Annotated in this window: 22 protein-coding genes and 1 pseudogene; 8 read left to right on the top strand and 15 right to left on the bottom strand. The window is 71.8% G+C overall.

Annotated features, from left to right (window positions below):
* Window positions 1–2 precede the first annotated feature (2 nt).
* Together Prubr_RS17205 and Prubr_RS17200 are read right to left on the bottom strand one after the other, a co-directional pair.
* The gene (locus tag Prubr_RS17205) at window positions 3–2,981 is read right to left on the bottom strand and encodes a UPF0182 family membrane protein (RefSeq protein WP_212826672.1); all 2,979 of its coding nucleotides are present in this window, start codon (window positions 2,979–2,981) and stop codon (window positions 3–5) included.
* Window positions 2,982–3,086: 105 nt separating this feature from the next.
* The gene (locus Prubr_RS17200) at window positions 3,087–4,103 is read right to left on the bottom strand and encodes a YlbL family protein (RefSeq protein WP_212826670.1); all 1,017 of its coding nucleotides are present in this window, start codon (window positions 4,101–4,103) and stop codon (window positions 3,087–3,089) included.
* 103 nt (window positions 4,104–4,206) lie between these two features.
* Between Prubr_RS17200 and Prubr_RS17195 the strand changes: the two genes are divergently transcribed.
* A complete protein-coding gene (locus tag Prubr_RS17195) occupies window positions 4,207–5,463 on the top strand; it encodes a zinc-dependent metalloprotease (protein ID WP_212826669.1) in 1,257 nt (418 codons plus the stop codon).
* 9 nt (window positions 5,464–5,472) lie between these two features.
* Here Prubr_RS17195 and Prubr_RS17190 read toward each other — a convergent pair whose 3' ends face one another.
* The gene (locus Prubr_RS17190) at window positions 5,473–6,069 is read right to left on the bottom strand and encodes a hypothetical protein (RefSeq protein ID WP_212826667.1); all 597 of its coding nucleotides are present in this window, start codon (window positions 6,067–6,069) and stop codon (window positions 5,473–5,475) included.
* 45 nt (window positions 6,070–6,114) lie between these two features.
* On the bottom strand, window positions 6,115–6,645 hold the full coding sequence (locus Prubr_RS17185) for a M48 metallopeptidase family protein (RefSeq protein WP_212826665.1): 531 nt from the start codon (window positions 6,643–6,645) through the stop codon (window positions 6,115–6,117).
* 501 nt (window positions 6,646–7,146) lie between these two features.
* Here Prubr_RS17185 and Prubr_RS17180 point away from each other — a divergent pair.
* The 3 genes and pseudogenes from Prubr_RS17180 to Prubr_RS17170 all read left to right on the top strand — a co-directional run bounded on the left by Prubr_RS17180 (window position 7,147) and on the right by Prubr_RS17170 (window position 9,990).
* Window positions 7,147–7,314, top strand: coding sequence for a DUF5679 domain-containing protein (locus tag Prubr_RS17180; RefSeq protein ID WP_212826663.1), 168 nt, complete (start codon window positions 7,147–7,149; stop codon window positions 7,312–7,314).
* A gap of 217 nt (window positions 7,315–7,531) precedes the next feature.
* Window positions 7,532–8,577 (top strand): annotated as a pseudogene (locus Prubr_RS17175) (PqqD family protein); the annotation flags it as partial.
* Window positions 8,578–8,661: 84 nt separating this feature from the next.
* Window positions 8,662–9,990 carry an ABC1 kinase family protein gene (locus tag Prubr_RS17170; RefSeq protein WP_212828143.1) on the top strand — a complete coding sequence of 443 codons (1,329 nt, stop codon included), beginning with the start codon at window positions 8,662–8,664 and terminating at the stop codon, window positions 9,988–9,990.
* A gap of 315 nt (window positions 9,991–10,305) precedes the next feature.
* Here the strand turns inward: Prubr_RS17170 and Prubr_RS17165 are convergent, their stop codons facing one another.
* The 3 genes from Prubr_RS17165 to Prubr_RS17155 form a co-directional block, all read right to left on the bottom strand.
* Entirely contained in the window at window positions 10,306–10,671 is a 366-nt protein-coding gene (locus tag Prubr_RS17165) for a WhiB family transcriptional regulator (RefSeq protein WP_212826661.1), read from the bottom strand.
* Window positions 10,672–10,792: 121 nt separating this feature from the next.
* The gene (locus tag Prubr_RS17160; protein WP_212826659.1) at window positions 10,793–11,047 is read right to left on the bottom strand and encodes a hypothetical protein; all 255 of its coding nucleotides are present in this window, start codon (window positions 11,045–11,047) and stop codon (window positions 10,793–10,795) included.
* Between the two features lie 127 nt (window positions 11,048–11,174).
* Complete coding sequence (locus Prubr_RS17155; protein WP_212826657.1) at window positions 11,175–13,349, bottom strand: ATP-dependent DNA helicase UvrD2; 2,175 nt, start codon at window positions 13,347–13,349, stop codon at window positions 11,175–11,177.
* A gap of 88 nt (window positions 13,350–13,437) precedes the next feature.
* Between Prubr_RS17155 and Prubr_RS17150 the strand changes: the two genes are divergently transcribed.
* From Prubr_RS17150 to Prubr_RS17140, 3 genes are all read left to right on the top strand, one after another.
* Complete coding sequence (locus Prubr_RS17150) at window positions 13,438–13,698, top strand: mycoredoxin (protein WP_212826655.1); 261 nt, start codon at window positions 13,438–13,440, stop codon at window positions 13,696–13,698.
* 229 nt (window positions 13,699–13,927) lie between these two features.
* A complete protein-coding gene (locus Prubr_RS17145; RefSeq protein WP_425518025.1) occupies window positions 13,928–14,992 on the top strand; it encodes a helix-turn-helix domain-containing protein in 1,065 nt (354 codons plus the stop codon).
* Window positions 14,993–15,040: 48 nt separating this feature from the next.
* Window positions 15,041–15,268, top strand: a complete 228-nt coding sequence (locus Prubr_RS17140) for a DUF397 domain-containing protein (RefSeq protein WP_212826651.1) — start codon at window positions 15,041–15,043, stop codon at window positions 15,266–15,268.
* 87 nt (window positions 15,269–15,355) lie between these two features.
* On the opposite strand, the gene Prubr_RS17135 is transcribed toward Prubr_RS17140, so the two are convergent.
* On the bottom strand, window positions 15,356–15,532 hold the full coding sequence (locus Prubr_RS17135; protein WP_212826649.1) for a hypothetical protein: 177 nt from the start codon (window positions 15,530–15,532) through the stop codon (window positions 15,356–15,358).
* 39 nt (window positions 15,533–15,571) lie between these two features.
* Here Prubr_RS17135 and Prubr_RS17130 point away from each other — a divergent pair, with 39 nt between their 5' ends.
* The gene (locus tag Prubr_RS17130; RefSeq protein ID WP_212826647.1) at window positions 15,572–15,838 is read left to right on the top strand and encodes a hypothetical protein; all 267 of its coding nucleotides are present in this window, start codon (window positions 15,572–15,574) and stop codon (window positions 15,836–15,838) included.
* Between the two features lie 162 nt (window positions 15,839–16,000).
* On the opposite strand, the gene Prubr_RS17125 is transcribed toward Prubr_RS17130, so the two are convergent.
* From Prubr_RS17125 to Prubr_RS17095, 7 genes are all read right to left on the bottom strand, one after another.
* The gene (locus Prubr_RS17125) at window positions 16,001–17,044 is read right to left on the bottom strand and encodes a hypothetical protein (RefSeq protein WP_212826645.1); all 1,044 of its coding nucleotides are present in this window, start codon (window positions 17,042–17,044) and stop codon (window positions 16,001–16,003) included.
* Between the two features lie 4 nt (window positions 17,045–17,048).
* Window positions 17,049–17,582: a hypothetical protein gene (locus Prubr_RS17120; RefSeq protein WP_212826643.1), complete on the bottom strand. Its 534-nt coding sequence runs from the start codon at window positions 17,580–17,582 to the stop codon at window positions 17,049–17,051.
* A 105-nt stretch (window positions 17,583–17,687) separates the two neighbouring features.
* Window positions 17,688–18,638, bottom strand: coding sequence for an NAD(+) diphosphatase (gene nudC / locus Prubr_RS17115; RefSeq protein ID WP_212826641.1), 951 nt, complete (start codon window positions 18,636–18,638; stop codon window positions 17,688–17,690).
* Window positions 18,635–19,957, bottom strand: coding sequence for a M16 family metallopeptidase (locus tag Prubr_RS17110; RefSeq protein ID WP_212826639.1), 1,323 nt, complete (start codon window positions 19,955–19,957; stop codon window positions 18,635–18,637). Before Prubr_RS17110 ends, nudC begins: the two co-directional genes overlap by 4 nt.
* Complete coding sequence (locus Prubr_RS17105; RefSeq protein ID WP_212826637.1) at window positions 19,954–21,297, bottom strand: M16 family metallopeptidase; 1,344 nt, start codon at window positions 21,295–21,297, stop codon at window positions 19,954–19,956. Before Prubr_RS17105 ends, Prubr_RS17110 begins: the two co-directional genes overlap by 4 nt.
* Before the next feature lie 17 nt (window positions 21,298–21,314).
* Entirely contained in the window at window positions 21,315–22,421 is a 1,107-nt protein-coding gene (locus Prubr_RS17100; RefSeq protein ID WP_212826635.1) for an LLM class flavin-dependent oxidoreductase, read from the bottom strand.
* Between the two features lie 90 nt (window positions 22,422–22,511).
* Window positions 22,512–23,912: an FAD/NAD(P)-binding protein gene (locus Prubr_RS17095; RefSeq protein WP_212826633.1), complete on the bottom strand. Its 1,401-nt coding sequence runs from the start codon at window positions 23,910–23,912 to the stop codon at window positions 22,512–22,514.
* Window positions 23,913–23,943 lie beyond the last annotated feature (31 nt).

Raw genomic sequence — 23,943 nt, 5'->3', positions numbered from 1 at the left:
GGTTATCCGGTCGGCGTCGGCGACGGTTCCGATGCCTCCGGTGACGGGGACGCCGGTGGCGGAGTGGCCGGGGTGCCGCCGCCGGCCGCCTGCTGCGCCTGCTGGAACGCCGTCATGGCCTGGTCGAGCGCGGCCAGGGCGCGACCGTACCGCTCGAAGTCGCCGGACGTCTGGGCGGCCTTGACCTCGGCGATGGCGGTCTGCACCTGGGCGGCCGCCTCGGCGAGCGGACCGGTCATCGGCGGCGGTTCGTTGCCGGTCGGTGGCTGCTCGCCCGTCGGCGGTGGCGGCTGGCCGTTGCCTGCCTGAGCCTGGCGGCCCTGCTCGATGAGTTGCTCGATGCCTTCCTTGATGTTGTTGGCCAGCACGACGTACGAGCCGCCGTCGCCGTACGAAAGCAGCACCCGCTGCAGCAGCGGGTATGCGTTCTGCTGGTTGCTCTTCACGTAGACCGGCTCGACGTAGAGCATGCCGTTGCCGAACGGCAGCGACAGCAGATTGCCGTACTGCACCTGGGCCTGGTTGGACGACAGCAGGTTGAGCTGCTGCCGGATCGTGGCGTTGTTGGTCATCCGCTGGTGCACCTGCACCGGGCCGGAGACCGCCGTCTGGTCGGGCAGTTCCCACATCGCCAACTGCGGCTTGCCGTCCACGTAGGAGCCCGAGATCAGCGCGGCGAGGTTCTGCCGGCCGGCCGGGGTCACCGCCGAGGTGAGCTGGAAGCGCGGCCCCTCCTGCCCCGGGAACTGGGTGTACAGGTAGTACGGCGGCTGCTTCTTGTTGCTGTCCGGCGCGTCCGGGACGTTCGGCACCTCCCAGAAGTCCTGCCCGGAGAAGAACTCCGACGGGTCGGTGACGTGGAACTTCGCCAGCAGGTTGCGCTGCACCTTGAACAGGTCGGCGGGATAGCGGAAGTGCTGGTTCAGCTCGGCCGGGATCTCCGACTTCGGGGTGACCAGATCGCCGCCGAACGCCTTGTTCCACGCCTTCAGCACCGGGTCGGCCTCGTCGAACTCGTAGAGCCGGACCGTGCCGTCGTACGCGTCGACGGTGGCCTTGACCGAGTTGCGGATGTAGTTGACGTTCTCCCGGGCGAGCTGGAAGGTGCCCAGGCCGGTCAGTTCGTCGGCGGTCTCGGTCTGCAGGTTGATCCGCTCGGCGTACGGGTAGGTCGCGGCGGTGGTGTAGCCGTCGACAATCCACTGGATCCGGCCGTCGATCAGGGCCGGGTACGGGTCGCCGTCCACGGTCAGGAACGGCGCCACCTTCTCCACCCGGTCGCGCGGGTTGCGGACGTACAGCAGCTTGGAGTTCTCGTTGACCGCGTCGGAGAGCAGGAAGTTCGTCTCCTGCTCCTTGATCGAGTAGAGCAGCTTGCGGGCGAACGAGCCGATCTCGACGCCGCCCTCACCGGTGTAGGTGTAGTAGTCCTCGCCGCCGCCGCTGGTCGGCCGGTCGAACTCGACGTTGCGGCCCTCGGTTACCTGGCCGACGATCGCGTAGTCGGTGGCGTCCATCTGCTCGCCGTAGTAGATCCGCGGCTGCTGCGCCGGGATCTGCTCGGTCGACGAGGAGCACTGTTCCTGGGCCTGGTCGCCGAGGAAGCCGGAGACGAAGAACGGCTGCCCGCCGCAGACCACCTGGTTGGCCGGCGCGCCCACCAGGCCGTAGCCGTGGGTGAAGACGGTGTGCCGGTTGATCCAGTTACTCTGCTGCTCGCTCAGGCCGCGGTAGTTGATCTCGCGAACACCGACGACATAGTCCTGGGTCCGGCCGTTCACGTTGTAGCGGTCGATGTCGAGCTTCGGACCGAAGTCGTAGAAGCCACGAACCTGCTGCAACTGGGTGTAGGTCTCGGAGACCAGTTGCGGGTCGAGCAGCCGGATGTTCGGGACCACGTTGGTGTCGGTGGCCAGCGACTCGGGCGGCGTCAGGTTGTTGGCCCCGTACGGTGTGGTCGTGGCGGCGGCCAGCCCGAACGCCTGCCGGGTGGCCTCGATACTGCGCCCGATGTATTCCGACTCCTTGTCCCGAAGGCTCGGGTTGACCTCGAAGGTCTGCACGGCCCACGGGTAGATGCCGCCGATCGCCACCGCCGAGATGCCCAGCAGGGCGAGCGAGACGCCGGGCCAGACGAGGTTCCGCATCACCGCGTTGGAGAAGACGATGATCGCGATGGCGACCACGATCGAGATGTAGGCCAGGATCTCCTTGGCCGGCAGCAGCGCGTTGATGTCGGCGTACCCGGCGCCGTAGATCTTCGCTTCCTCGTTGTACTCCAGCAGCAAGGCGCGCCGGTCGAGCACGTACGCCACGGCCTTGAGCAGCACGAAGACGGCAACCAGGGTGGTCAGGTGGGCCCGCGCGCCGTTGGTCATCCGGTCGCCGACGCCCTGGAGCCGCACCCCGCCGAAGATGTAGTGCACGGCGAGCGCGCCGATCACCGACAGCACCACGGCGGTGAAGCCGACACCGATCAGATAGCGCCAGAACGGGAACTCGAAGATGTAGAAGCCGATGTCGGCGTTGAACTCGGGGTCGGTGACGCCGAACTCCTGCGAGTTGCGGAAGAGCAGCCACTCGCTCCACCGGCTCTGTGCCGACAGGCCGGCGAAGAGGCCGACGACGATCGAGAGGACCGCGATCCAGGTGCCGATCCGCGGGGTGAGCAGCATCCGGTAGCGGTCCAGGGTGGCCTGCTCCGGCGAATGTGGGCGCAGCAGCGGCCGGAGGCGGTAGGCGAGCCACAGGTTGCCGCCGATGACCACGGCCATCGCCAGGCCGATCGCCAGGAAGAGCAGGATGCGGGTGGTCAGGACGCCGGTGAAGACCTGCGTGTAGTCGACCTCGTCGAACCAGAGCCAGTCGGTCCAGGCCTGCACGCCCCACCCGAGCAGGGTGAAGAGCAGGAATACGCCGATCAGCACGCTGACGGTCACCCGCCCGCGTCGGCTCATTCTGGGCATGGGACTGCTACGCATGACCACGTTTGGCTCCGCACTTCGAATTCGACCCGCTCCGACCAGTGACCAAGACTACGGGGTGTTTCCATCTGTGATTTGTCAAGCCTCGTGGCGCCGCCGGTCTCAGCACCTGGGAGCCTCCCGTCCGGCCCGTACCGCCTCCAGCGCGGCGAGGGCCTCGTCGAGGTTTCCGACCTTCAACAGCGGCAGGTCGGGCTGGGCGTTGCGGACGGCTTCCTCGCAGTTGTCGGCGGGTACGAGGAAGACGCTGGCGCCGGCCGCCTTGGCACCGACGAGCTTCTGCGGGATGCCGCCGATCGCGCCGACGTTGCCCTCGTCGTCGATGGTGCCGGTGCCGGCGATGATCCGCCCGCCGGTCAGGTCCTCGGGATCGATCTTGTCGATGATGCCGAGGGCGAACATCAGGCCGGCGCTCGGACCGCCGATCTCGTCCAGATCGATCTTCAACTCGAACGGGTGCGGCTGTTCCTGGCCGATCTCCACGCCGATGCGGGGCGGTTGGCCGCTCTCCGCCCGGGTGGTCAGCGGCACGGTCGCCGGGGCGCCGCCGCGCGTGTAGCCGATGGTCAGTGTGCTGCCGGCCGGCTCGGCCCGGATCAGCTCCGTCAGCCCGGTCGCGGTCGTCACCGGCTGCCCGTCGACCGAGGTGATGACGTCGCCGACCTGGAGCGCGCCCTCGGCCGGACCACCCGCGGTCACCACCTTGACCACCACCTGCACCGGGTAGCCCAGCTTGCGCAGTGCCGCGGTCTCCGCGCTCGTCTGCGAGGCGGCGAAGTCCTCGGCGTTGCGCTGGTCGACCTGTTCCCTGGTCTCGTTCGGCGGGTAGATCAGCTCGCGGGGTACGACCGCCTCGTCGTCGGAGAACCAGCCCATGATCGCCGCGAGGAGTTTGACGTCGGGCTGCACCCCGACCGTCGTCAGCCGGAGCTGCCCCTCCGACGATGACGTCTGCGTGCCGGAGATCTGGATGACCTCCTTGTCGTCCTCGGTACCCAGCGTGTCGACGGTCGGCCCCGGACCGAGAACGACGTACGGAATCGGCGCGGCGAGCACGCCGATGCTGAGTAACGCGGTGAACAGCGCACCGATCAGAACCGTGACACCGCGACGTCTCATGCGCGGAAGAGTACCTATCGCCGCTGAAGGTAACTCCCGGAGTTCTCCCTGAGCAGAAGCCGGGGGCGGGCGTTACGACGGTCGACGCGCGTACGGTTGACGGGTGCCTGATATTCCGTTCGGCTTCGCGCTCCCGGGTGGCCAGCCGCCCGACCCCAACGACCCGCAGCAGATGCAGCAGTTCATGGCCCAGTTGCAGCAGTTGCTCGCGACGCCCGGCAGCGGGCCCGTCAACTGGGACCTCGCGCGCCAGGTAGCGGCAAGTCAGCTCGCCGCGGCCGGCGATCCGGCGGTGAACGTCTACGAGCGGCACTCCGTCGAGGAGGCGCTGCGCCTCGCCGACCTGTGGCTCGAACCCGCCTGCGACCTGCCCTCCGGCATCAAGAAGTCGGTGGCGTGGAACCGCAACGAGTGGATCTACAAGACGCTCGACGTGTGGCAGAAGCTCTGCGACCCGGTCGCCGGCCGCATGGTCGGCGCGATGGGCGACCTGGTGCCGCCGGAGGCCCGCGCCCAGCTCGGACCGATGCAGTCGATGGTCGCCGCGCTCGGCGGCGCGCTCTTCGGCGGCCAGCTCGGCCAGGCGCTCGGCTCACTGGCCGCGGAGGTGCTGTCGGCCGGCGACATCGGCCTGCCGCTCGGCCCGGCCGGCACCGCCGCGCTCATCCCGGCCAACATCAAGGCCTACGGCGAGGGCCTGGAGCTGCCCGAGGACGAGGTACGGCTCTACGTGGCCCTGCGCGAGGCGGCGCACCAGCGGCTCTTCGGTCACGTGCCGTGGCTGCGCGGGCACGTGCTGACGGCGGTCGAGGCGTACGCGTCCGGGATCACCGTCGACCGCGAGGCGATCGAGGAGGCGATGACCCGGGTCGACCCGATGAACCCGGAGTCGATGCAGGCGATCGCGCTCGAAGGCATCTTCACGCCTGAGGACACGCCCGCCCAGAAGGCCGCCCTGGCCCGGCTGGAGACCGCGCTGGCGCTGGTCGAGGGCTGGGTGTGCCACGTCGTCGACAGCGCGGCGGGCGAGCGGCTGCCGAACGTCGTACGCCTCGGCGAGGCCTTCCGACGGCGGCGGGCGGCGGGCGGACCGGCCGAGCAGACGTTCGTGGCGTTGGTCGGGCTGGAGCTGCGCCCGCGCCGGCTGCGCGAGGCGGCCGCGCTGTGGGCGGCACTGACCGAGCACCGGGGCATCTCCGGCCGGGACGCCCTGTGGGGGCACCCCGACCTGCTGCCGTCCGGTGACGACTTCGCCGATCCGGACACGTACGCCCGCACCCAGCTCGACCTCGGCGACCTCGACGACTTCGACTTCGGCCCGGACACCGATCTCGGGGGCGACAAGCCGGACCAGCGCTGACCGGCGGGGTCAGGGGCTGAGCAGCGTACGGGTGCTGTCCCAGCCCTCGACCGCCGGATCCAGGGTGGCCAGGTCGGCCGGGCCGCGCAGCCGTCGCCAGGCCGGGGTCACCGCGACGTCGGCGGGCCGGGGCGCCGCCGCCCGCAGTGCGGCCGGGGCGGCGGTGTCCAGGTCGATCGTCGGCAGCCACTCCGGTGCCGGCAGCCGGCTCGCCACGCCGAGCAGGCCCACCCCGCCCTCGGCCGGCGCGACAGCCAGTGGCCGGGTGGTCAGCGGGCGGAGCAGCTTGCCGAGAATCAGCCCCGGCACGTCCGGCGCGTCGGCGGCGATCACGGCGGCCTGCTCGAAGCCGTCCCGGGCGGCGGCGGCGAGGACCGCGTCGACGTCGCGGGCCGGCAGGTCGTAGATCGGCATCCCGGGCCAGGCGATCGCGTCCGCGAGCGGCCGGTCGGCGGCGACCGCCGCGATGGCCGGTTCGACCTCGCTCATGGTGGCGAGCAGGTCGACGACGTCCTCGGCGAGCGCGGCCCGCCAGGCGACCGGATCGATGCCGGGGGGAGCCCAACGCACCGGGCCGATCAACGCCACCACCACTCGTCGAGCCACCCGCAAGACCCTAGTCCGCCGGCGGCGGGGCGGGGCGGGAGGCCCTCAGTCGGTGAGCACGACCCCGGTGGCGGCGGCGACCCCCTCGAGGTAGCCGCGGGCCCGCTCGGTCTTCGGGTAGCGCCCCACCAGCTCCCAGAACCGGGCGTTGTGGCTGGGTACGACGAGGTGCGCCAGCTCGTGCAGGAGCACGTAGTCGATGACCCACTCCGGCATCTCCTGGATCCGGTGGGAGATGCGGATGGTGCGGTCCGCGGGTGTGCAGGAGCCCCACCGGCCGTTCTGGTTGGTTACCCACCGCACGCTGCTGGGTACGGCGATCCGGGCATGTTCGCTCAGATAGCGGGTGATCAGCCGTTGGGCGCGGACGAGCAGTTCGGCGTCGGAGCGGCAGAGGCGCTCCTCGCGGGCGGCGAGCCGGGCGAGCATCCGGTCGACCCACTCGGTCTCCTCGGCGCGGGAGAACTGGTCGGGGATCAGGACGACGACCCGCTCGCCCTCCCGGTAGGCGGACACCGTCCGGCGCCGGCGCTGGCTGCGCCGTACCTCGACGACCGGCTTCCGCGCCCCAGCCATTACCGGCCCGCGTCGCCCCGGGATTGGTTCACGATGGCACGCTAATGCCTGATGGCCTGGTCACCGCAAGTGTCAACGTGCCGAGTGCGCCAGGAAAGTAACGGTTAGCGACGTCTCGTCCGAAAAAATTCTTGACGGCGTGCACCTGTGGACCGCTGGACGCCGACCTTTGGGCGCATTTTCAAGCGGTCGAACCCACGTTAGGGGATCATGCAGGGGGACGTCCAACCGGCCCCCCGAGGTGGGTTCTGAGGGCCTTCACCCGGCGTGTCCCAGCGAACCTGACTTATGCGATCTATTCCGGCATGCACACTCTCGTCGTCGGCTTGCTCACAGGTCGACGCGTCGCTGACATGAACCCGACCACACCTGGGTAGGGTCCGCCGGACCGGTGGTCACCGCAGGTGGCCCACAGGTTCCCCCAGCGCCGGAGCCCGGATGGCTCACCGCGGGGTGCGCGTCGGGAGCTAACCACCCGACAGAACGGACGAGGAGGACATCGTGGCCGATCAGGCCCAGACCTACAACGGTTACTGCGTCAAGTGCAAGGAGAAGCGCGACTTCGAGGGCACGGTCACCGTGTCGAAGACCGGGATGAACATGGCCAAGGGCAAGTGCCCGGTCTGCGGCACAACAGTCAACCGGATCCTGGGCAAGGCGAAGGTCTGACCCAGGGTCCGGAGGAACGACCGCGGGAGGGGGTGGCCCAACTGGGCCACCCCCTCCCGCGCGAGGCACCCCGACACAGCGTGTCGGACGTATGACACTAGCTACCGACGAGTTGTGGATAACCGCGGTTTTGCTGTGGATAACGCTGGGTGCAGGGGTGGCCGACTGTGGATAACGAACGACGCAACGCTCGGCAACGGTGACAGCGTGTCATCTCATGACGAGAACGCCGATTCCCCGCCCGACGCTGCTTCCCGGCCTGGTCCGGCTCTGGCGTGACCGGCACACCCTCCAGCTCGGGCTGGATCCCGCCCACGCCGTCGTGGTCGAGGTCGCCCACCCCGGAGCCGCCCGCCTGCTCGACCTGCTCGACGGCTCGCGCAGCGAACGCGCCGTACTCGACCGGGCGGCCAGCATCGGCGTGCCGCGCGACGACGTCCGGGTGCTGATCGACGCACTGCGGGCCGCCGGGCTGGTCCTGGGCGCGCACACCCTGCTGCCCAGCGGTCTGCCGGAGCCGGCCCGGCGCCGCCTGTCGGCGGAGGCCAACGCCATCGCCCTGCGCGGCGCGGACGCGCCGGCCAGTCCGGCCCAGGTCCTACGGCGCCGGGCGGCCGCCCGGGTGGTCGTCACCGGACGCGGTCGGCTCGCCGCACCCGTCGCGGTGGCACTGGCCCAGTGCGGCGTCGGCCACGTCAGCCCCGAACTCGACGGCGAGGTGGGCCCGACCGAGACCGTCGGCGGCGGGTTCGGGCCCGCCGACGTACGGCAGCCCCGCGCCGAGGCACTCGCCGCCGCGATCGCCCGGGCCGCCCCGGGCACCGACACCCGTCCCGTTCCGCGGGGTCGGGCCAACCTCGTCGTGCAGGTCGGCATGGACCGGCCTGCACAACTGCTCGCCGCCGGCTTCGCGGCCCGCCGGCAGGCACACCTGCTGCTGGGCGTACGCGACGGCACACCGGTCGTCGGGCCGCTCGTCCCGTCGACCGGCTCCCCTGCCTGAACTGTCTCGACCTGCACCGGTTGGACCGCGACCCGGCCTGGCCGGCGCTGGCCGCCCAGCTCGCCGCGAGCAGCTTCGAGGAGCCGTGCAGCACCGCGACCCTGATCGCCGCAGTGGGGTTCGCCACCGCGGAGATCCTGGCCCACCTCGACGGCGCCACACCGGAGACGGTCGGCGCGGCCGTCGAAATCTGCGCACCGGGGCGGATACGGCGACGGGCCTGGCCACCACACCCCCGCTGCGACTGCGCCCGGCGCGGCCGGCGGCGGCACGACGGCGGGTCCGCTGCCCCGGCGAGCCCCGCATGGCGGCCAAGGGCGGGCCGAGTCGGTAACAATGATCTGGTGACCGATATCCCACGTCGGGCCGTGGCCCGCACCGCCAAGCTCGCCGCTCTGCCCCTCGGCTTCGCGGGGCGGACCGTTCTCGGTCTGGGCAAGAGGGTCACCGGGCTGGCCTCCGACGTCGTCTCAGCCGAGATCCAGCAACGCACGGCCGAGCAGCTCTTCAGCGTCCTCGGGCAGCTCAAGGGCGGCGCGATGAAGTTCGGTCAGGCGCTGTCGGTGTTCGAGGCGGCGCTGCCGGAGGAGGTCGCGGCCCCCTACCGGCAGGCGTTGACCAAGCTGCAGGAAGCCGCGCCCCCGCTCCCGGCCGCCAGCGTGCACAAGGTGCTCGCCGAACAGTTGGGTGAGAACTGGCGGGCGAAGTTCGTCGAGTTCGACGACACGCCGGCCGCGGCGGCGAGCATCGGTCAGGTGCACCGCGCGGTCTGGAAGACCCGGGCCAAGGCGGGGCTGCCCGTCGCGGTCAAAATCCAGTACCCGGGGGCCGGTGATGCCCTGCTGGCCGATCTCAAGCAACTCTCCCGGCTGGGCGGGATGTTCCGCGCCATCCAGCCGGGTCTGGACATCAAACCGCTCCTGGCCGAGCTACGGGAACGAATCGCCGAAGAGCTCGACTACGAGCTGGAGGCGACCTCCCAGCGGGCGTTCCACAAGGCGTACGCCGGTGACGAGGAGATCTTCGTTCCGAAGGTGATCGCCTCTGCCCCGCGGGTGCTGGTGACCGAGTGGGTCGAGGGCATCCCGCTCTCGAAGATCATCAGCGAGGGCACCGAGGAACAGCGCGACCGCGCCGGTCGACTGATGGCGGTGCTGCACTTCTCGGCGCCGGCCCGGGCCGGCCTCCTGCACGCCGACCCGCACCCGGGCAACTTCCGGCTACTGCCGGACGGGCGCCTCGGTGTCATCGACTTCGGGGCGGTTGCCCGGCTGCCCGAAGGGCATCCCGAGCCGATCGGCCGGCTGGTCCGGCTCGCGCTGGCCGATGAGGCACAGGCGGTGATCGACGGACTCCGCGAGGAGGGATTCGTCAAGCAGACCGACGACATCGACGCGCAGGCCCTGCTCGACTTCATCCTGCCGATGCTGGAACCGGTGACCCTCGACGAGTTCCGCTTCACCCGCGCCTGGCTGCGCTCGGAGGCGGCCCGACTGGGCAATCCGAAGTCGCCGGCATACCAGCTCAACCGGCACCTCAACCTGCCACCCTCGTACCTGCTGATCCACCGCGTGACCCTCGGTTCGATCGGGGTGTTGTCACAGCTGGAGGCGAAGGCGCCCTACCGGGCGATCCTGGAGCGCTGGCTGCCCGGCTTCGCACCGATCTCCTGACGCCACCGGCGCAGCAAATACGACCAGAGGCTCGGCCCGGGTGGATACCCCCGGCCGAGCCCCTGATCAGTCATCTATCAGTAGCCGCCAATGTCCCGGGCCGCCTGCCGGCGGGCCTGCATCGAGATGGTACGGGCGGATCGGGTTGCCTCAGTGCGCGTGGTCTTGCCGGCCTGAGGCCGGCGCATTCGCGCTCGGGACAACGCTTCGTGGATGAGATTCATGGTGTCGGCTCCGCTCGGAGTTGCAGTGACGGTGGTCATTTCGTTGTGCGTTGCCGGTACGACACCGGCGGACATCCGGATCGGGTTCATGTCAGGCCGCCAGCCGGACGGTGTCGCGCGACTCGGCGAGGCCGTTGGCCGCCATCCGCGCTTCGACCTCGACCCGGAGGACCTGGTCACGGGCGACGTCCTCCTTGCGCGGACGGCCACGGGGCCGCTTGCGCGGGACGACCGCGCCACGCTCGAAGATCTCGCCACCCCAGACACCCCACGGCTCGGCGCGGTCGACCGCACCGGCGAGGCACGCGACCCGGAGCGGGCAGTCGCCGCACAGCGACTTGGCCAGTTCCAGCTCGGCGGGGGCGTCGGAGAACCACAGGTCGGGGTCGAACTTCCGGCAGGGCAGGTTCGCCTCCAGTTCGACGTTCACGTCGACGGGGGCCAGCGCCAGACTCATCGCCCGGTCACCTCTCTCTCGCTTCGATCTTGTGGATCGTTGTTCCTGGGTGAGACAAAAACTGAGGCCGCGGATCCCGGTTACGGGTTCCGCGGCCTCGAGGTGAGCCGGTGGTCTATTTCTAGACCGGCCTTCCTCGAGGTGGAACTCCGCGGACGTCCATCCGCTTCGCAGCGGTCGGGACATCGCCGCCGGCGAAGCCACTGATCCCCTTGGCCTCGACAGATTTCGGCGCCAGGATCAGTTCGGCCTGGGTCGGCGCCTGGTGCGTCTGGGGCAGCAGGGCAGTGTCAGCGGACGGCAGCACTCTGACGGCCGACACCGAGGTGAGGGCAGCAGACAGCCACTCCGAACGCTGCTTGACGTAGAGCTCCATGGTTGTCGCCTCCTCACCTTTCCTCGTCACTGACACGGTCTCACACACCCTCTGAGCAGCCTTAACGCCGCCGCTCGCGAGGTGTGCCATGAGGCTATGCCTGCATCGGGGGCGAGGGCAAACGGTTTTACGACTCTTCCGGGGAACTTTTTTCCGGCGTCACTTCGGCCACCGCCGCACCACCCACCAGCGCGATCGCCGCGTCGCCGTAGAGCGCGAGCTTGCGGGGTCCGATCCCGGCGATCGCCAGAAGCTCCTCGGCGCGGGACGGTCGGCGCTCGGCGAGCGCCATCAGAGTGGCGTCGGTGAACACCACGTACGCAGGGATTTTCTGTATCGAGGCGACGACGCCACGCCACTCGCGCAGCCGGTCGAGCAGCTCCTCGTCGAGGTCGGACGGGCAGTCGGGGCAGCGACCCAGTTTGCGGTCGACGCCGGCCAGCAGGGTGCCGCCGCAGACCCGGCAGGACACCACCTGGTTTCGTCGAACGTCGGGTTTCCGACTGCCGCCGGAAGACGGCTTGCCCCGGGAGTCACCGGGTCGGTCGAACTGCGGCAGGAAGCGGCACGGCCGGCGGGCCCGACCACCGGGCGAGCGTGCCACGGCGTACGACAGCCAGAGCGATTCCCGGGCCCTGGTCACGCCGACGTAGAGCAGGCGCCGCTCCTCCTCGATCTGCTCGGTGGTCTTGGCGTAGGTCGTCGGCAGTGTGCCGTCGGAGAGCCCCACCAGGAACACCGCGTCCCATTCGAGGCCCTTCGCCGAGTGCAACGACGCGAGCGTGACGCCCTCGACGGTGGGGGCATGCTGTTGCGCGGCCCGCCGCTGCAACTCCTCGCAGAAGTCGGCGAGGGTGGCCGGGCGCTCCACGGCCGCCGCCTCGCCGAGCGGCAGCACCGGCTGCCGGGCGGCGTGCTCCTCGGCCAGTTGCACCAGCGCGGCCAGCGCCTCCCAGCGCTCCCGCGCCGCACCACCCGGCGGCGGCTGGTCGGGTGCCCACCCGACCGCGGTGAGCGCCTCGACGACGGCGCGGACCAGTGGCGTCTCGCCCGGTGTCGAACGGACCGCCGACCGCAGCGCGATCACCGCCTGGCGGACCTCGGGACGTTCGAAGAACCGCTCCGCGCCCTGCACGACGTAGGGCACCTCGGCCTCGGCCAGCGCCTTCTCGTACGCCTCGGACTGGGCGTTGGTGCGGAAGAGTACGGCGATCTCGCGGGCCGGGGTGCCGGCCTCGACCAGTTGCCGGCAGCGGGCAGCGACGGCGGCGGCCTCGGCCGGTTCGTCGGCGAAGATCCGCACGTCGGGTTCCGGCCCCGGCGGGCGCTGGCCGACGAGTTCCAGCCGCAGTTTGGCCTCGGTGCCGCGGGCCTGCCGGATGACGGCGTTGGCGAGCCCGACGACCTGCGGGGTCGAACGGTAGTCGCGGACGAGCCGGACCACGACGGCGGTGCGGTGCCGGCGCGGGAAGTCGATCAGGTAGCCGGAGGTGGCTCCGGTGAACGAGTAAATGGTCTGGCTGGCGTCGCCGACCACGGTGAGGTCGTCGCGGCCGCCGAGCCAGGCGTCGAGCAGCCGCTGCTGGAGCGGGTTGACGTCCTGGTATTCATCGACGACGAAGTGTCGGTACTGCGCGTGGACCTGCTCGGCGACGTCGCGGTGCTCCTCGATCCCCCACACCGCGGCCCGCAGCATGTCCTCGAAGTCGATCACGCCGTTGGCACGCTTGATCTTCTCGTAGGCGGCGAACACCTCGGCGACCTTGGCCGCCTCGTGCGGAATCTCCCGCATCGCCTTGGCCGCGGCCACCGGATAGTCGCCCGGCTCGACCAGCGACGACTTCGCCCACTCGATCTCACCGGCCAGGTCGCGGGCGGCGGCGCGGTCGGTGCGCAGCCCGGCCCGGGCGGCCGCGAGGGTGACCAGTCGCACCTTGCTGTCGAGAAGTTCGGGCATCTCCCGGCCGGCGAGCAGCCGGGGCGCGAAGTAGCGGACCTGCCGCAGTGCGGCCGCGTGGAAGGTGCGCGCCTGCACCCCGCCGACGCCGAGCGACGTGAGCCGGGCCCGCATCTCCGCCGCCGCCCGGGCGGTGAAGGTCACCGCGAGCACGTGCCGCCCGGTGATGCCACCAGACAGGGCCCGGTAGGCGATCCGGTGCGTGATCGCCCTCGTCTTGCCGGTGCCCGCGCCGGCCAGGATGCAGACCGGCCCGGCCGGGGCGGTCACCGCCGACCGTTGCTCCGGGTCGAGCCCCGAAAGGACGCGTTCAACGACCGCCCGGTCCGCCGAATCAACCCCCACGAGTAGGAATCATGGCAGCTTCTCCGTACGTTGCAGTTGTTGGTGGGTCCGATCAAGGACACATCTCTCATCCCCGGGAGGATTGACCATGCTGACGATGTACTCCACGCCGTGGTGCGGCTACTGCCATCGGCTGAAGTCGCAGTTCGACCGCGAAGGCATCGGCTACGAGGTGGTCGACATCGAGCAGGACCCGGCGGCGGCCAAGTTCGTGGAGAGCGTCAACGGCGGCAACCAGACCGTGCCCACGGTACGCATCGTTTCCGCCGACGGCGGCGAGTCGGTCATGACCAACCCCACGATCGTCCAGGTGAAGAAGGCATTGGCCGAGCTGGGCGTGACAGCCTGACCGGGCCTGGTAGGCGACCGCACGACGCAGCGGACCCCGGCGGCGAGCCGGGGTCCTCGCGTTTTCGGGAGCGCGCCGATCCGTAGGCCCCGTCCGGACTGCCCACGACATGACACGCCTGGTAAACCGCCCGACAAAACACGGACATGCGGGCATACTGGTGCGGGCCGCCACCCGAGAAGATCGCCGACGAGCCGGCCTCGTCGAACCGAAGTCGGACGAGGGAGTGGTGTCGGTGTCACCAGTGTCGATCCCGACCGCGCGGCGCCGGCTCGGAGCCGAACTCCGCCGGCTGCGCGAGGCGGCGGGCCTCACCGGCGAGCAGGTGATCGCCCGGGTCGGCTGGGCCTCGGCCTCCAAACTGTCCCGGCTGGAAAACGGTCGCAGCCGCCCCGACCTGGGCGACGTGCTCGACCTGCTGGACACCTATTCGGTCGACGGGCCACTACGCGACGACCTTGTCGCGGTCACCCGGGCGGCCGGTGACGCGCGGGCGTGGCTGCGCTCGTATCCCGTGATGACCGCCCGGCAGCGCGGCTACGCCGAACTGGAGGCCGGCTGCGTCGAGATCCGCGAGTGGGCGCCCGTGCTGGTCCCGGGCCTGTTGCAGACCCCCGGGTACGCCCGCGTGCGCTTCCTCTCGTCACGGCCGCTCGCCGCGGGCCCGGCGGAGAACACCGACGCGGAGACCGAGGTGGCCGCCCGGCTGGCCCGCCAGTCGCTGCTGACCCGCGACGCCACGCCGCTGCGGTACGAGGCGGTGATCGATGAGGCCGCGCTCGGCAGTCGCGGCGGACCGCCGGACGTCGTACGGGGTCAGCTCGTCCGGCTCCGGGAGTTGGCGGCCCGACCCAACGTCACCCTGCGGGTGCTGCCGAGGACGGCGACGATCGGCGACTGGTACCTGCCGCACACCGGATTCTCGCTCTACGGATTCGCCCACCCGCAGGACCCCGAGACACTGGCGATCGAGGGACTCTCCATCCACCTGGTGCTGACCGACCGCACCGAGATCGACCGGTACACGGCCGTGTTCGACTGGCTCCGCGAGGCCGCGCTGTCGGCCGCCGACTCGCTCGTCTGGCTCACCGACGCCGCACCCTGGTCACCGGTCCCGGCCCCTCGCCCGGACTCCCCGCGCCGCCGCACGACCACGGCCACGCCGGAAGGCGTCGCGCCAGGAACCGCCACCCCGAGTGCCCCCGCCGCGTCGAACGCCACCGCCGGACCGGGTGCCCTGACCGGGCCACCGGCGCGACGCACCCGCGAAGTCCAGCCTCATCCGGGCCGCTGAGCGCCACCGCGCCGGTGCACCGGACCAACCAGCATCAGGAGTTGATCGATGACGAACCGTCGACCCACCACGCCGACCGGTGGCACACCCGCCTGGCGGACGAGTTCCCGCAGCCAGACCGCGAACTGTGTCGAGGTCGCGCTGGAAACCGTGCCGTCGGCGCCGGTGGCCGTACGCGACAGCAAGGACCGCGGCGGCCCCGTGCTGACCTTCGACGCCGAGCGCTGGTCGGGCTTCATCTCGGCGGCGAAGGCGGGCGAATTCGACCGCGGCTGACCCGTACGGGGGACGTCCGGTCGCCGTGGAACACCCGTCGGCGGCCGGCGCCCCCACCCCGGCAACGAACTGCAGCAATGTAGTTCGTCACCCGAATGGACGGGCCTCACAGCCGATCATCGGTTTTGCCTTGCCGGCCCGAAACACCTGGGCGAACATAACCAAGGGTGTTCCGTGGAAGTTCCACCGATGAATATTCACCACTCGGACCCGGTCGGAGGCGCCGACGACGATGCCGACCCCGTCCGAGATCGGCAACACCAACGACTATCCGTAACGGTTCAACCCGAGCCGGGAGACACCATGCGGTTTCTCATCGTACGGACCGACATCCGCGCCGTCGCTGACGACGACCTCGCCGCCGCCTGGGCCGAGGGCCAGCGGCTCCGCGACGAGAGGACCACGCCGGAGCCGCGCCGTCAGACCGTACGCGCCGACGACCGGGACGCCGCGCTGCTGCTCGCCCGGGCCCTGTCGTCGTCGGTGGGCGCGGTACGGTCCGGTCGCCAGCGGGTCAAGGTGGTGCGTCTCGCCGAGCCCCTCCCGGGCCTCCGGCACCGCCGCACGTAGCAACCAACTCAATCGATCCCGGATCCGTCCTGGAACACCCCTGAGACACCGTCGTCGCCGGCGCGGCTCCCCCGCCGTGCAAGAACGCCCGACCGGCTACGACGGGATCGGATCTTGGTCCGTGGCCGTCGCGGCAACGATGGTCACGGGCCAAGACCATGTTCAGGGGCGGGTGCGGCCCGCCGGACGTACCCCGGCACTCGCCCGCCTGGCGCGCGGCCGTCGTGCCGCGATCCGGTCCCGTTGCCGTGCCGCCAGCAGCCCGGCCGCGACCAGAACGACCAGCGCCACCCCGGCCAGTGCGTACGCGAGGAACGGCCGCCCGGCGGTGGCCGCGGCCCGGCTGGTCGAGCCCGGCGGCGGCAGGGTCAGTGTCACGGTCGATGTCTGCTTCAACAGGCCACTCGTGAGGGTCAGCTCGGCCGTCCACGGCCCGTCGGGCAGCCGGGCGTCCAGTTCGACCACGACCTGGCCGCTCGTGCCGGGCGCGAGCGTGGTGCCTAGGACCACCGGGTACGGGCCGGCCCGCATCGCCCCCGGACCGTCCGTCAGGTTCAGCGACCCGCTCAGGTCGAGCGCCCGCTCGCCGGTGTTGTTCACGTCGGCGGTGATAGTCGGTACGCCGTCCGGCCCCCGGCTCGCGGTCAGCTCGCCGATCTCGAAGCGCGACGGCGGCTCGCCGCCGGGTCCGACGTCGAGGTAGACCCGGATGCCGACCCGGTGCACCACGCCGACGTTGCCGGCGCCCGGGCTGGCGGTCGACGCGCTGGCCTGGGCCCACACGACGGCGTACCGCTCGCCCCGGGACGCGGCGGCCGGAACGTCGACGGTGGCCAGCACGGTGGTCCGCTCGTACGGACCGAGTTCGACCGAGGGGCGGTCGACCGAGATCCACCCGGACAGTTCGTTGGGCGTCCGGTCCTCGGCGATCGTGAACGCGTCGTCCTCGATGGCCGCGCCGGCCGGGTAGAGCTCGACGGTGCGCGGGGTGGGCGCGTTGTTGGCCACCTCGATCCGGCGCTCGATGCTCGTACCGGGGTTGAGGTGGTCGATAACGTACACCCGGGCCCGTGGGTCGTCGCGCCGGTCGACGGGTGCCTCCAGGAGCCGGATGCCGATACGGCCGTCGTCGGCCGAGGCCGGGACGGCGGTTGCCGTGGCCCCGGCGACGAGGATCGCCAGCGCCACGGCAACCCGCGACGGCAACCGGTCACGCCACCGAATGCGTCACCGTTCCGGTGTAGGTGCCGGCGACCAGAGCGTCCGGCAGGGTGATCTCGAGGGTGGGGTTCCAGCTGACGGCGTTGCTGCCGACGGCCGTGACACCCACCGCGGTCAGCGGTTCGGAAAGCGGTCCGGGAGCACCGGGCGTCGCGGTCGGTTCACCGCTCACGACCGTCGTCGACCCGGTCGTGTAGACCACGGAACTGGCCGGCACCGTCTCGGAAGCGGTACCGCCGCCGGTCGTGAAGTCGGTGGCGGAGGCGGTCGCGGTCCAGGCGGCCGAAAGCTCGCCGCGCCCGTCGGTCACGGTCACCGTGCCCAGGGCGCCGGTGATCGTGCCGTCCACGACGGTCGGGTCGATCGTCGCGGTCGCCGGTACGACGACGTCGAGGGTCCCGGCCTCGATGGTGAATGTGGCGGTGGTGTCTCCGGTGGGCGCCGCGGCGGCCGGTGATCCGGTCGCCGCCGCGGCGACGGCGAGTACGGTCGCGGCGGCGACCGCGAGGATTCTGGTGCGCATAGGGGCTTCTCCTTGCCTGCGGACGCCTGGCGGCGGCGCCTCGTCAGCTCATCCGAGAACGACCATATGCAACTATTCGACTACTTTGGGTGAAAAGCCGTAAAGTTAGCCTTCCAACCACCGGCTGATGAGGAAGAACGCGATCGAGGACTCCATCGGCAGGGTGACCGCCCGGCCGTCGCCCGCGTCGACCCGCTCCCCGGCCAGCACCGCCGCGATCTCCCGGCGGGTGAACCAACGGGCGACCGCGATCTCCGTCGGGTCGACCCGCAACGGCTGCCCCGCATCGGCCGTGGCCAGGAAGCCGAGCATCAGCGACCCCGGAAAGGGCCACGCCTGGCTGCCGGCGTACTCGATCCGGTCGAGGGTCACCCCGACCTCCTCGTCGACCTCCCGCAGCACCGCGGCCTCCGCCGACTCACCCGGCTCGACGTAGCCGGCGAGGCAGGAGAACCGCAGCTCGCCCTCGCGGTCCGGCCACGTCGCGTTGTTGCCGAGCAGGCAGCGACCGTCCGGCCCGGACACCCCGTCGTGCACCGCCACGATCATGGCCGGGTCGGTGCGCGGCCAGAGCTGTCGGCCCTCCCCGTCGATCCGGGACCAGCCGGCGCCGGCAACCGAGGTCGGCTGCCCCGACGCGGGTGAGAACGGCTGCGCGGCGTGCCAGTTCGCCAGTGCCACGGCGCTGGTGAACACCCCGGCGTCCCGGTCGCCGAGCAGGTGCCCGACATCGCGCAACGTCACCGCCCGGGCGCCGGCACGGGCCGGCAGCGGCGCGTCGACCGCGAAGACCGGCGTGCCGTCCGGCTCGACGCCGAGGAACAGCCGCCCCGCCGGGTCGACCTCCGGTGCCGCGTCGGCGTCGAGGAGCACCAGCACCGGGGCCGTCGCCGCCCCCTCGACCAGGGCCCGACCGCCGGCCGCCGCATCGACGACCAGCACCCGGGCCCGTTTCCAGGCGTCGGCGAGCCAGACCGGGTCGGTACGCCGGTGGGCGGCCCGGTCGAGGGTCGACCGGGCCAGCGGCGGCACCGGCCCGTCCGGCCAACCGGTCACGGTTGCGCGACCGCGCGCTCGACCGGGGTCAGCGCCGCCACCGCGGACCCGACCCTGTCGGCGTCGCCGAGCACGACGGTGACCGCGCCCGCCGGCGCCAGATACTTCGCCGCGGCGGCGGCCACCTCGTCGCGGGTCGCCTTCGCCAGCCGCGCCGAATGCTCGGTCAGGTAGTCCAGCCGCAACCCGAACCCGGCGTACGTGCTGGCGAGGCTCGCCAGTCCGGCCTGCGTCGACATGCCGAGTTGCAGCGTGCCCAGCGCGTACTGCCGGGCCTGCTCCAGTTCGTCCTCCTTCGGCGGCAGCGAGGCGAGCCGGCCGAGTTCGTAGAGCGTCTCCAGCAGCGCCGGACCGGTCACCTCGGTGGCCACCTCGGCGGCCACCACCAGCGCCGAGCCCGCCTCACTGTGCTCGATCAGCGAGTGCGGCCCGTACGTGTACCCCTTGTCCTCGCGAATGTTCTCCACCCAGCGCGACGAGAAGTAGCCGCCGAAGACCAGGTTGGCCAGTTGCAGCGCGGCATGGTCGGGATGGGTCCGCTCGACCGCCGGCAGCGCCATCCGCAGCGACGACTGGACGGCCCCCGGCCGGTCCACCAGGAGCAGCGGGGCGGGGACCAGCGGTGGCGCGGGCGGCAGCGTCACGTCGGCACCGCCACCGGTCCAGCCGGCCAGGGCCCGCTCGGCCGAGTCGAGCGCCTTGCCCGGCGAGAAGTCGCCGACGAGGACCAGGGTGGCGCCGGCCGGATGGATCCGCGCCGCGTGCAGCGCCCGCAACTGACCGGGGCGGACCGCCTCGACCTGGTCGACGTCCGGCGTCTGGACCGCGTACGGGTGGTTGCCGTACATCCGGCGCAGCAGCGCCGCGCGGGCCAGGTGACTCGGCTGGCTCTGTGCGACCTGGATCCGGTCGACGAGCCGGTCCCGCTCGACGGCCACCTCGGTCTTCGGATAGGCGGCACCGGTGAGGACCTCGGCGAGGACGTCGAGGATCCGGTCGAGCCCGGTGACCAGGCCGTTGCCGGAGACCACCAGCCGGTCGGGGTCCAGCCCCGCCGCCAGGCCGCCGCCGACGGCCTGCAACTCGGCGGCGATGTCCACCGTGGACTTCGTGGCGGTGCCGGACAGCAGCGTCTGGGAGAGCAGGGCGGAGCGGGCCAGGTGGGCACGGGCGAACGGCACCCGCAGCCGTACCTCGACCAGCGGCACGGCCGGGCGCCGGATGGCCAGTACGGTCAGCCCGTTCGGCAGGGTCCGCTCCACCTCCTTCGGCGGCTTGAGCTTGCGGCTGGGTCCGAGCGGCGGGAGCGTGTGCGTCACTTGTTCGCCTTTCCCTTTCCCTTTCCGGCCGGAGCCGCGGCACCGGCGACGACCTCCACCGTCGCCCGACGGTCCGGCCGCAGCGTGGCCGCGGCGGCCCGGACCTGCTCCTGCGTCACCGCGCCGACCAGTCGCGGCAACTCGTTGATCAGCTCGGGGGCGCCGCGCTGCTGTTCCAGCACCGCCACCCCGAGGGCCCGCCCGAGCACCGCGTCGTTGTCGCGTAGCAGGTGGGTCGCCATCCGGGCCTGGGTACGCGCCAACTCGCCCGGGGCCAGCCCGTCCGTGGCCAGCCGGTCCAGTTCCTCGTCGACCGTACGCAGGACCTTGTCGACGTCGCCGCCGGGCGGCAGGTGCGCCTGCAGCAGCATCGCCGTCGGGTCGCGTACCTCGAACGCCTCGCCCATGAAGCCCAGGTAGCTGCCGACGCTGGTGACCGACCTGTCCCGCTGCACCAGCCGCTCGACCAGCCGGGACGCCTCGCCGTCGGTCAGCACCTCGGCCAGCACCACGTACGGCAGGTAGGCGTCGAAGTCGTCGATCGGGTCCGGCACCCGCCACGCCGACGCGAACGCCGGCAGCGGCGCCAGCGGGTCGGTGTAGGACTGCCGCCGCTCGGCGGTCAGGTCGGGCTCGGCGAAGCTCGGCCGCTCCGGCGCGGGCCGGGCCGGTACGTCGCCGAAGTGCCGCTCGACCAGCGCGGTCGCCTCGGTGACGTCGAAGTCGCCGGCCACCGCCAGCACCGCGTTGCCGCAGGCGTAGTAGCGCTCGAAGAAGTCGGCCGCGTCGGCGACGGTCGCGCCTTCGAGATCGGTGAATGAGCCGTAGCCGTCGTGCGCGTTCGGGAAGGTGTCGAACAGCACCGGCGGCAGCTTCAACCAGGGGAAACCGCCGTACGGGCGGTTGAGGACGTTGACCCGGATCTCCTCCTTGACCACGTCCACCTGGTTGCGCAGGTTCTCCTCGGTCAGCCGGGGACCGCGCATCCGGTCGGCCTCGAGAAAGAGCGTGCGTTCGAGGGCGTTGCTCGGCAGCGTCTCGAAATAGTCGGTGTAGTCGAAGTGGGTGGAGCCGTTGAAGGTGCCGCCCGCGCCCTGCACGTGCCGGAAGTGCGCCAGCTTCTCCAGGTTGGCCGACCCCTGGAACATCAGGTGTTCGAAGAGGTGGGCGAAGCCGGTTCGGCCCTCGGGCTCGGACCGGATGCCGACGTCGTATACGACGGCGACCCCGACCACCGGCGCGGTTCGGTCGGGTGCCAGCACCACCCGCAGGCCGTTGTCGAGCGTCAGCCGCTCGACGGGGTATTTCGTTGCCGGAATTCTTGCTCTGCGGGCAGCCACAAGGCGACCCTAGCGCGTCATGTCGCGGCCGAGACCGTGAGTCGGGCGGCGGCGGCCCGACCGGCGACGGTACGTGGCAGGACGTGCCGGCCGACCCGTACGGCCTCCTCCAGGTGCGGCCAGGCGGAGAGGACGAACTCGTCCACCCCGAGCGCCGCGTACTCGTCGATCCGGGCGGCGACCTCGTCGTAGCTGCCGACCAGTGCGGTGCCCGCGCCCTCGCGGACCAGGCCGACGCCGGCCCAGAGGTTCGGCGCGATGGTCAGGCCGGTGGTCGTGCCCTCGTTGAGGGCCGTCATCCGGGCCTGACCGACCGAGTCCATCCGGGCGAACCGGGCCTGCGCGGCGGCGATCCGGTCGGCGTCCATGCCGGCCAGCAGCCGGTCCGCCTCGGCCCACGCCTGCGCCGCGGTCTCCCGGGCGATGACGTGCAGCCGGATGCCGGTGCGCAGGGTACGTCCGTGTCCGGCGGCCAGCCGCCGGATCCGCGCCACCCGGTCGGCGATGGCCGTCGGCGGCTCGCCCCACATCAACTGCACGTCGGCATACCGGGCGGCGACCGCCTCGGCCGCCGGCGACGCGCCGCCGAAGTAGATCGGCGGCGGGTCGGTGAGCGGCACCGCCAGCCCGCCGGCCTCCACCCGGTAGTGCTCGCCGGTGTGGTCGAACGGCCGGCCGGCCCAGGCCAGCCGCAGCACCTCGAGGTATTCGGCGGTGCGGGCGTAGCGGGCCGAGTGGTCCAGGAAGTCGCCGTACGCCCGCTGCTCGGCCGGGTCGCCGCCGGTCACGATATTGATCGCGAGCCGCCCACCGGAGATCGACTGGAACGCCTGGGCCTGCTGCGCGACGAGGGTCGGCAGGGCGAACCCGGCCCGTACGGCGACCAGCATCCGCAGCGTCGAGGTGTGTTGGGCGACCGCGCTGCACACGATCCAGGGGTCCGGGCAGCCGGAGCCGACCGGGGTCAGCGCGGCGGAGAAGCCGGCCTCCTCGGCGGCCCGGGCGACCGCGCCGAGGTATTCGACCGTCGCCGCCCGGTCGTGCCGGGCGGCGCCGGTGGTGACCGTCGCCGCGCCGACCTGGTCGCTGTCGCCGGACGTGGGAAGGAACCAGTGGAAGGTCATCGCGCCACCTCTCGTCGCCGGTGTGCCCCGTCGACCGGATCTCTACCGACTATGTCTACCAGTTGGATAGGGATATCCGGTAGCACCGTCCTACGCCGGAACCGGCACCTGGCCGCCGGCCGGCGCGGGCCGGACGCCGGAACCGCCCGGGGGTCCGGCGGCGCCGGCCGCCAGCCGTACGGCGAGCGCGCGGGCCTGCGCGCGGATCTCGGGTACGGCCGTGGTCTCGAAGAACCGGCCCCGCCGCGGCGGACCGACGGTCCACAGTGGCAGGAGCTGGTGCCCGTCGCGGCCCAGCACCGCGCCGTCGTCGGCGACGTCCAGCCCGAGGCCGTGCGGCCCCGGTCGGGCCACCCCGTCGGCGACCAGCCCGCCGACCAACCGGTCGGTCGACCGGGGCAGCGCACCCGGACCGGTGCAGTTGACGACCGCACCGAAACGGATGCGGTCGTACCCGGGATCGAGGGTGACCCGCAGGTCGCCCTCGGGGTGCGTCGCGACCCCGCGCACGGCGACGGCCCGCACCACCAGCCGACCCTCGGCGCGCAACCGGGCCACCTCGTCGGCGACGTCCGGCGCCATCCGGTGCCGGTGCACCTCCCAGTGCCGGGCCAGGTGCCGCAGGAACCGGTCGCGGTCGGCGGCCGGCAGGTCGGCCCACAGAGCGTCGACCCGTGGGCGAAGCCCGTCGACGACCGCCCGCCAGTCCGCGCCGCCGGCGACCAGCGACCGGACCTGGCGGACCAGGCCACGCAGCGACGGCGCGGCTTCGGGGAGGGTGGCGGGCGGGTGCGTGGGTGGGCCCGGCCGGTGGTGCGTCCGGGGCAGCAGGCCGTGCCGGGAAACCGCCACGATCGTGCCGGTGTGCCCGGCCTCGATCAGGCTGAACGTCACGTCGATCGCGGTGAGGCCGGTGCCGACCAGCAGCACCGGCCGGTCCGTGGGCACCACGGCCAGCGCGTCCGGACGCCAGGGATCGGCGACGTAGCCGGGATGCTCACGGGCCGCGGGATCCAACCGGCACGGATCGGTCGGCGCGGCATGCCCGATGGCGAGTACGACCCGGTCGGCGCGCAGCCGGCCGCCGTCGGCGAGACGCAGTCCGACGCCGGCTCCACGGTCGGAAGTAACGCGGTCCACCCGGGCCCGATGGATCCGCAGCCGGGGGCCGGCGGACGCGGCGGTGGCCCGCAGCGTCTCCTGCAGATAGTCGCCGAACCAGTCGCGGGGCAGGAAGTCGCCGGGCCCGACGGCCGGCCGGCGGCGACGGCACCAGTCGAGGAAGTCGTTGCCCGCGTCGGGATCGGCGCTCATCGCCCGGGCCGGGGAGTTCAGCAGATGCCAGGGCCGGGCGGCGCCGTACGCCAGACCGCGGCCGGGCGCGTCGGCCGGATCGACCAGCAACACCCGGGCGGTGGTACATCGCAGCAGCTCCCGGGTGACGAGCACGCCACTGCAACCACCGCCGACGACCGCCACCGTCTCCGTCATCGTGTCTCCCCCACCGTCCGAGCTCACCGTC

Origin of the sequence: Polymorphospora rubra (assembly GCF_018324255.1) — a bacterium.
Taxonomy (GTDB): Bacteria; Actinomycetota; Actinomycetes; order Mycobacteriales; family Micromonosporaceae; genus Polymorphospora; species Polymorphospora rubra.
This window is presented reverse-complemented; position numbering and strand designations above follow the sequence as displayed.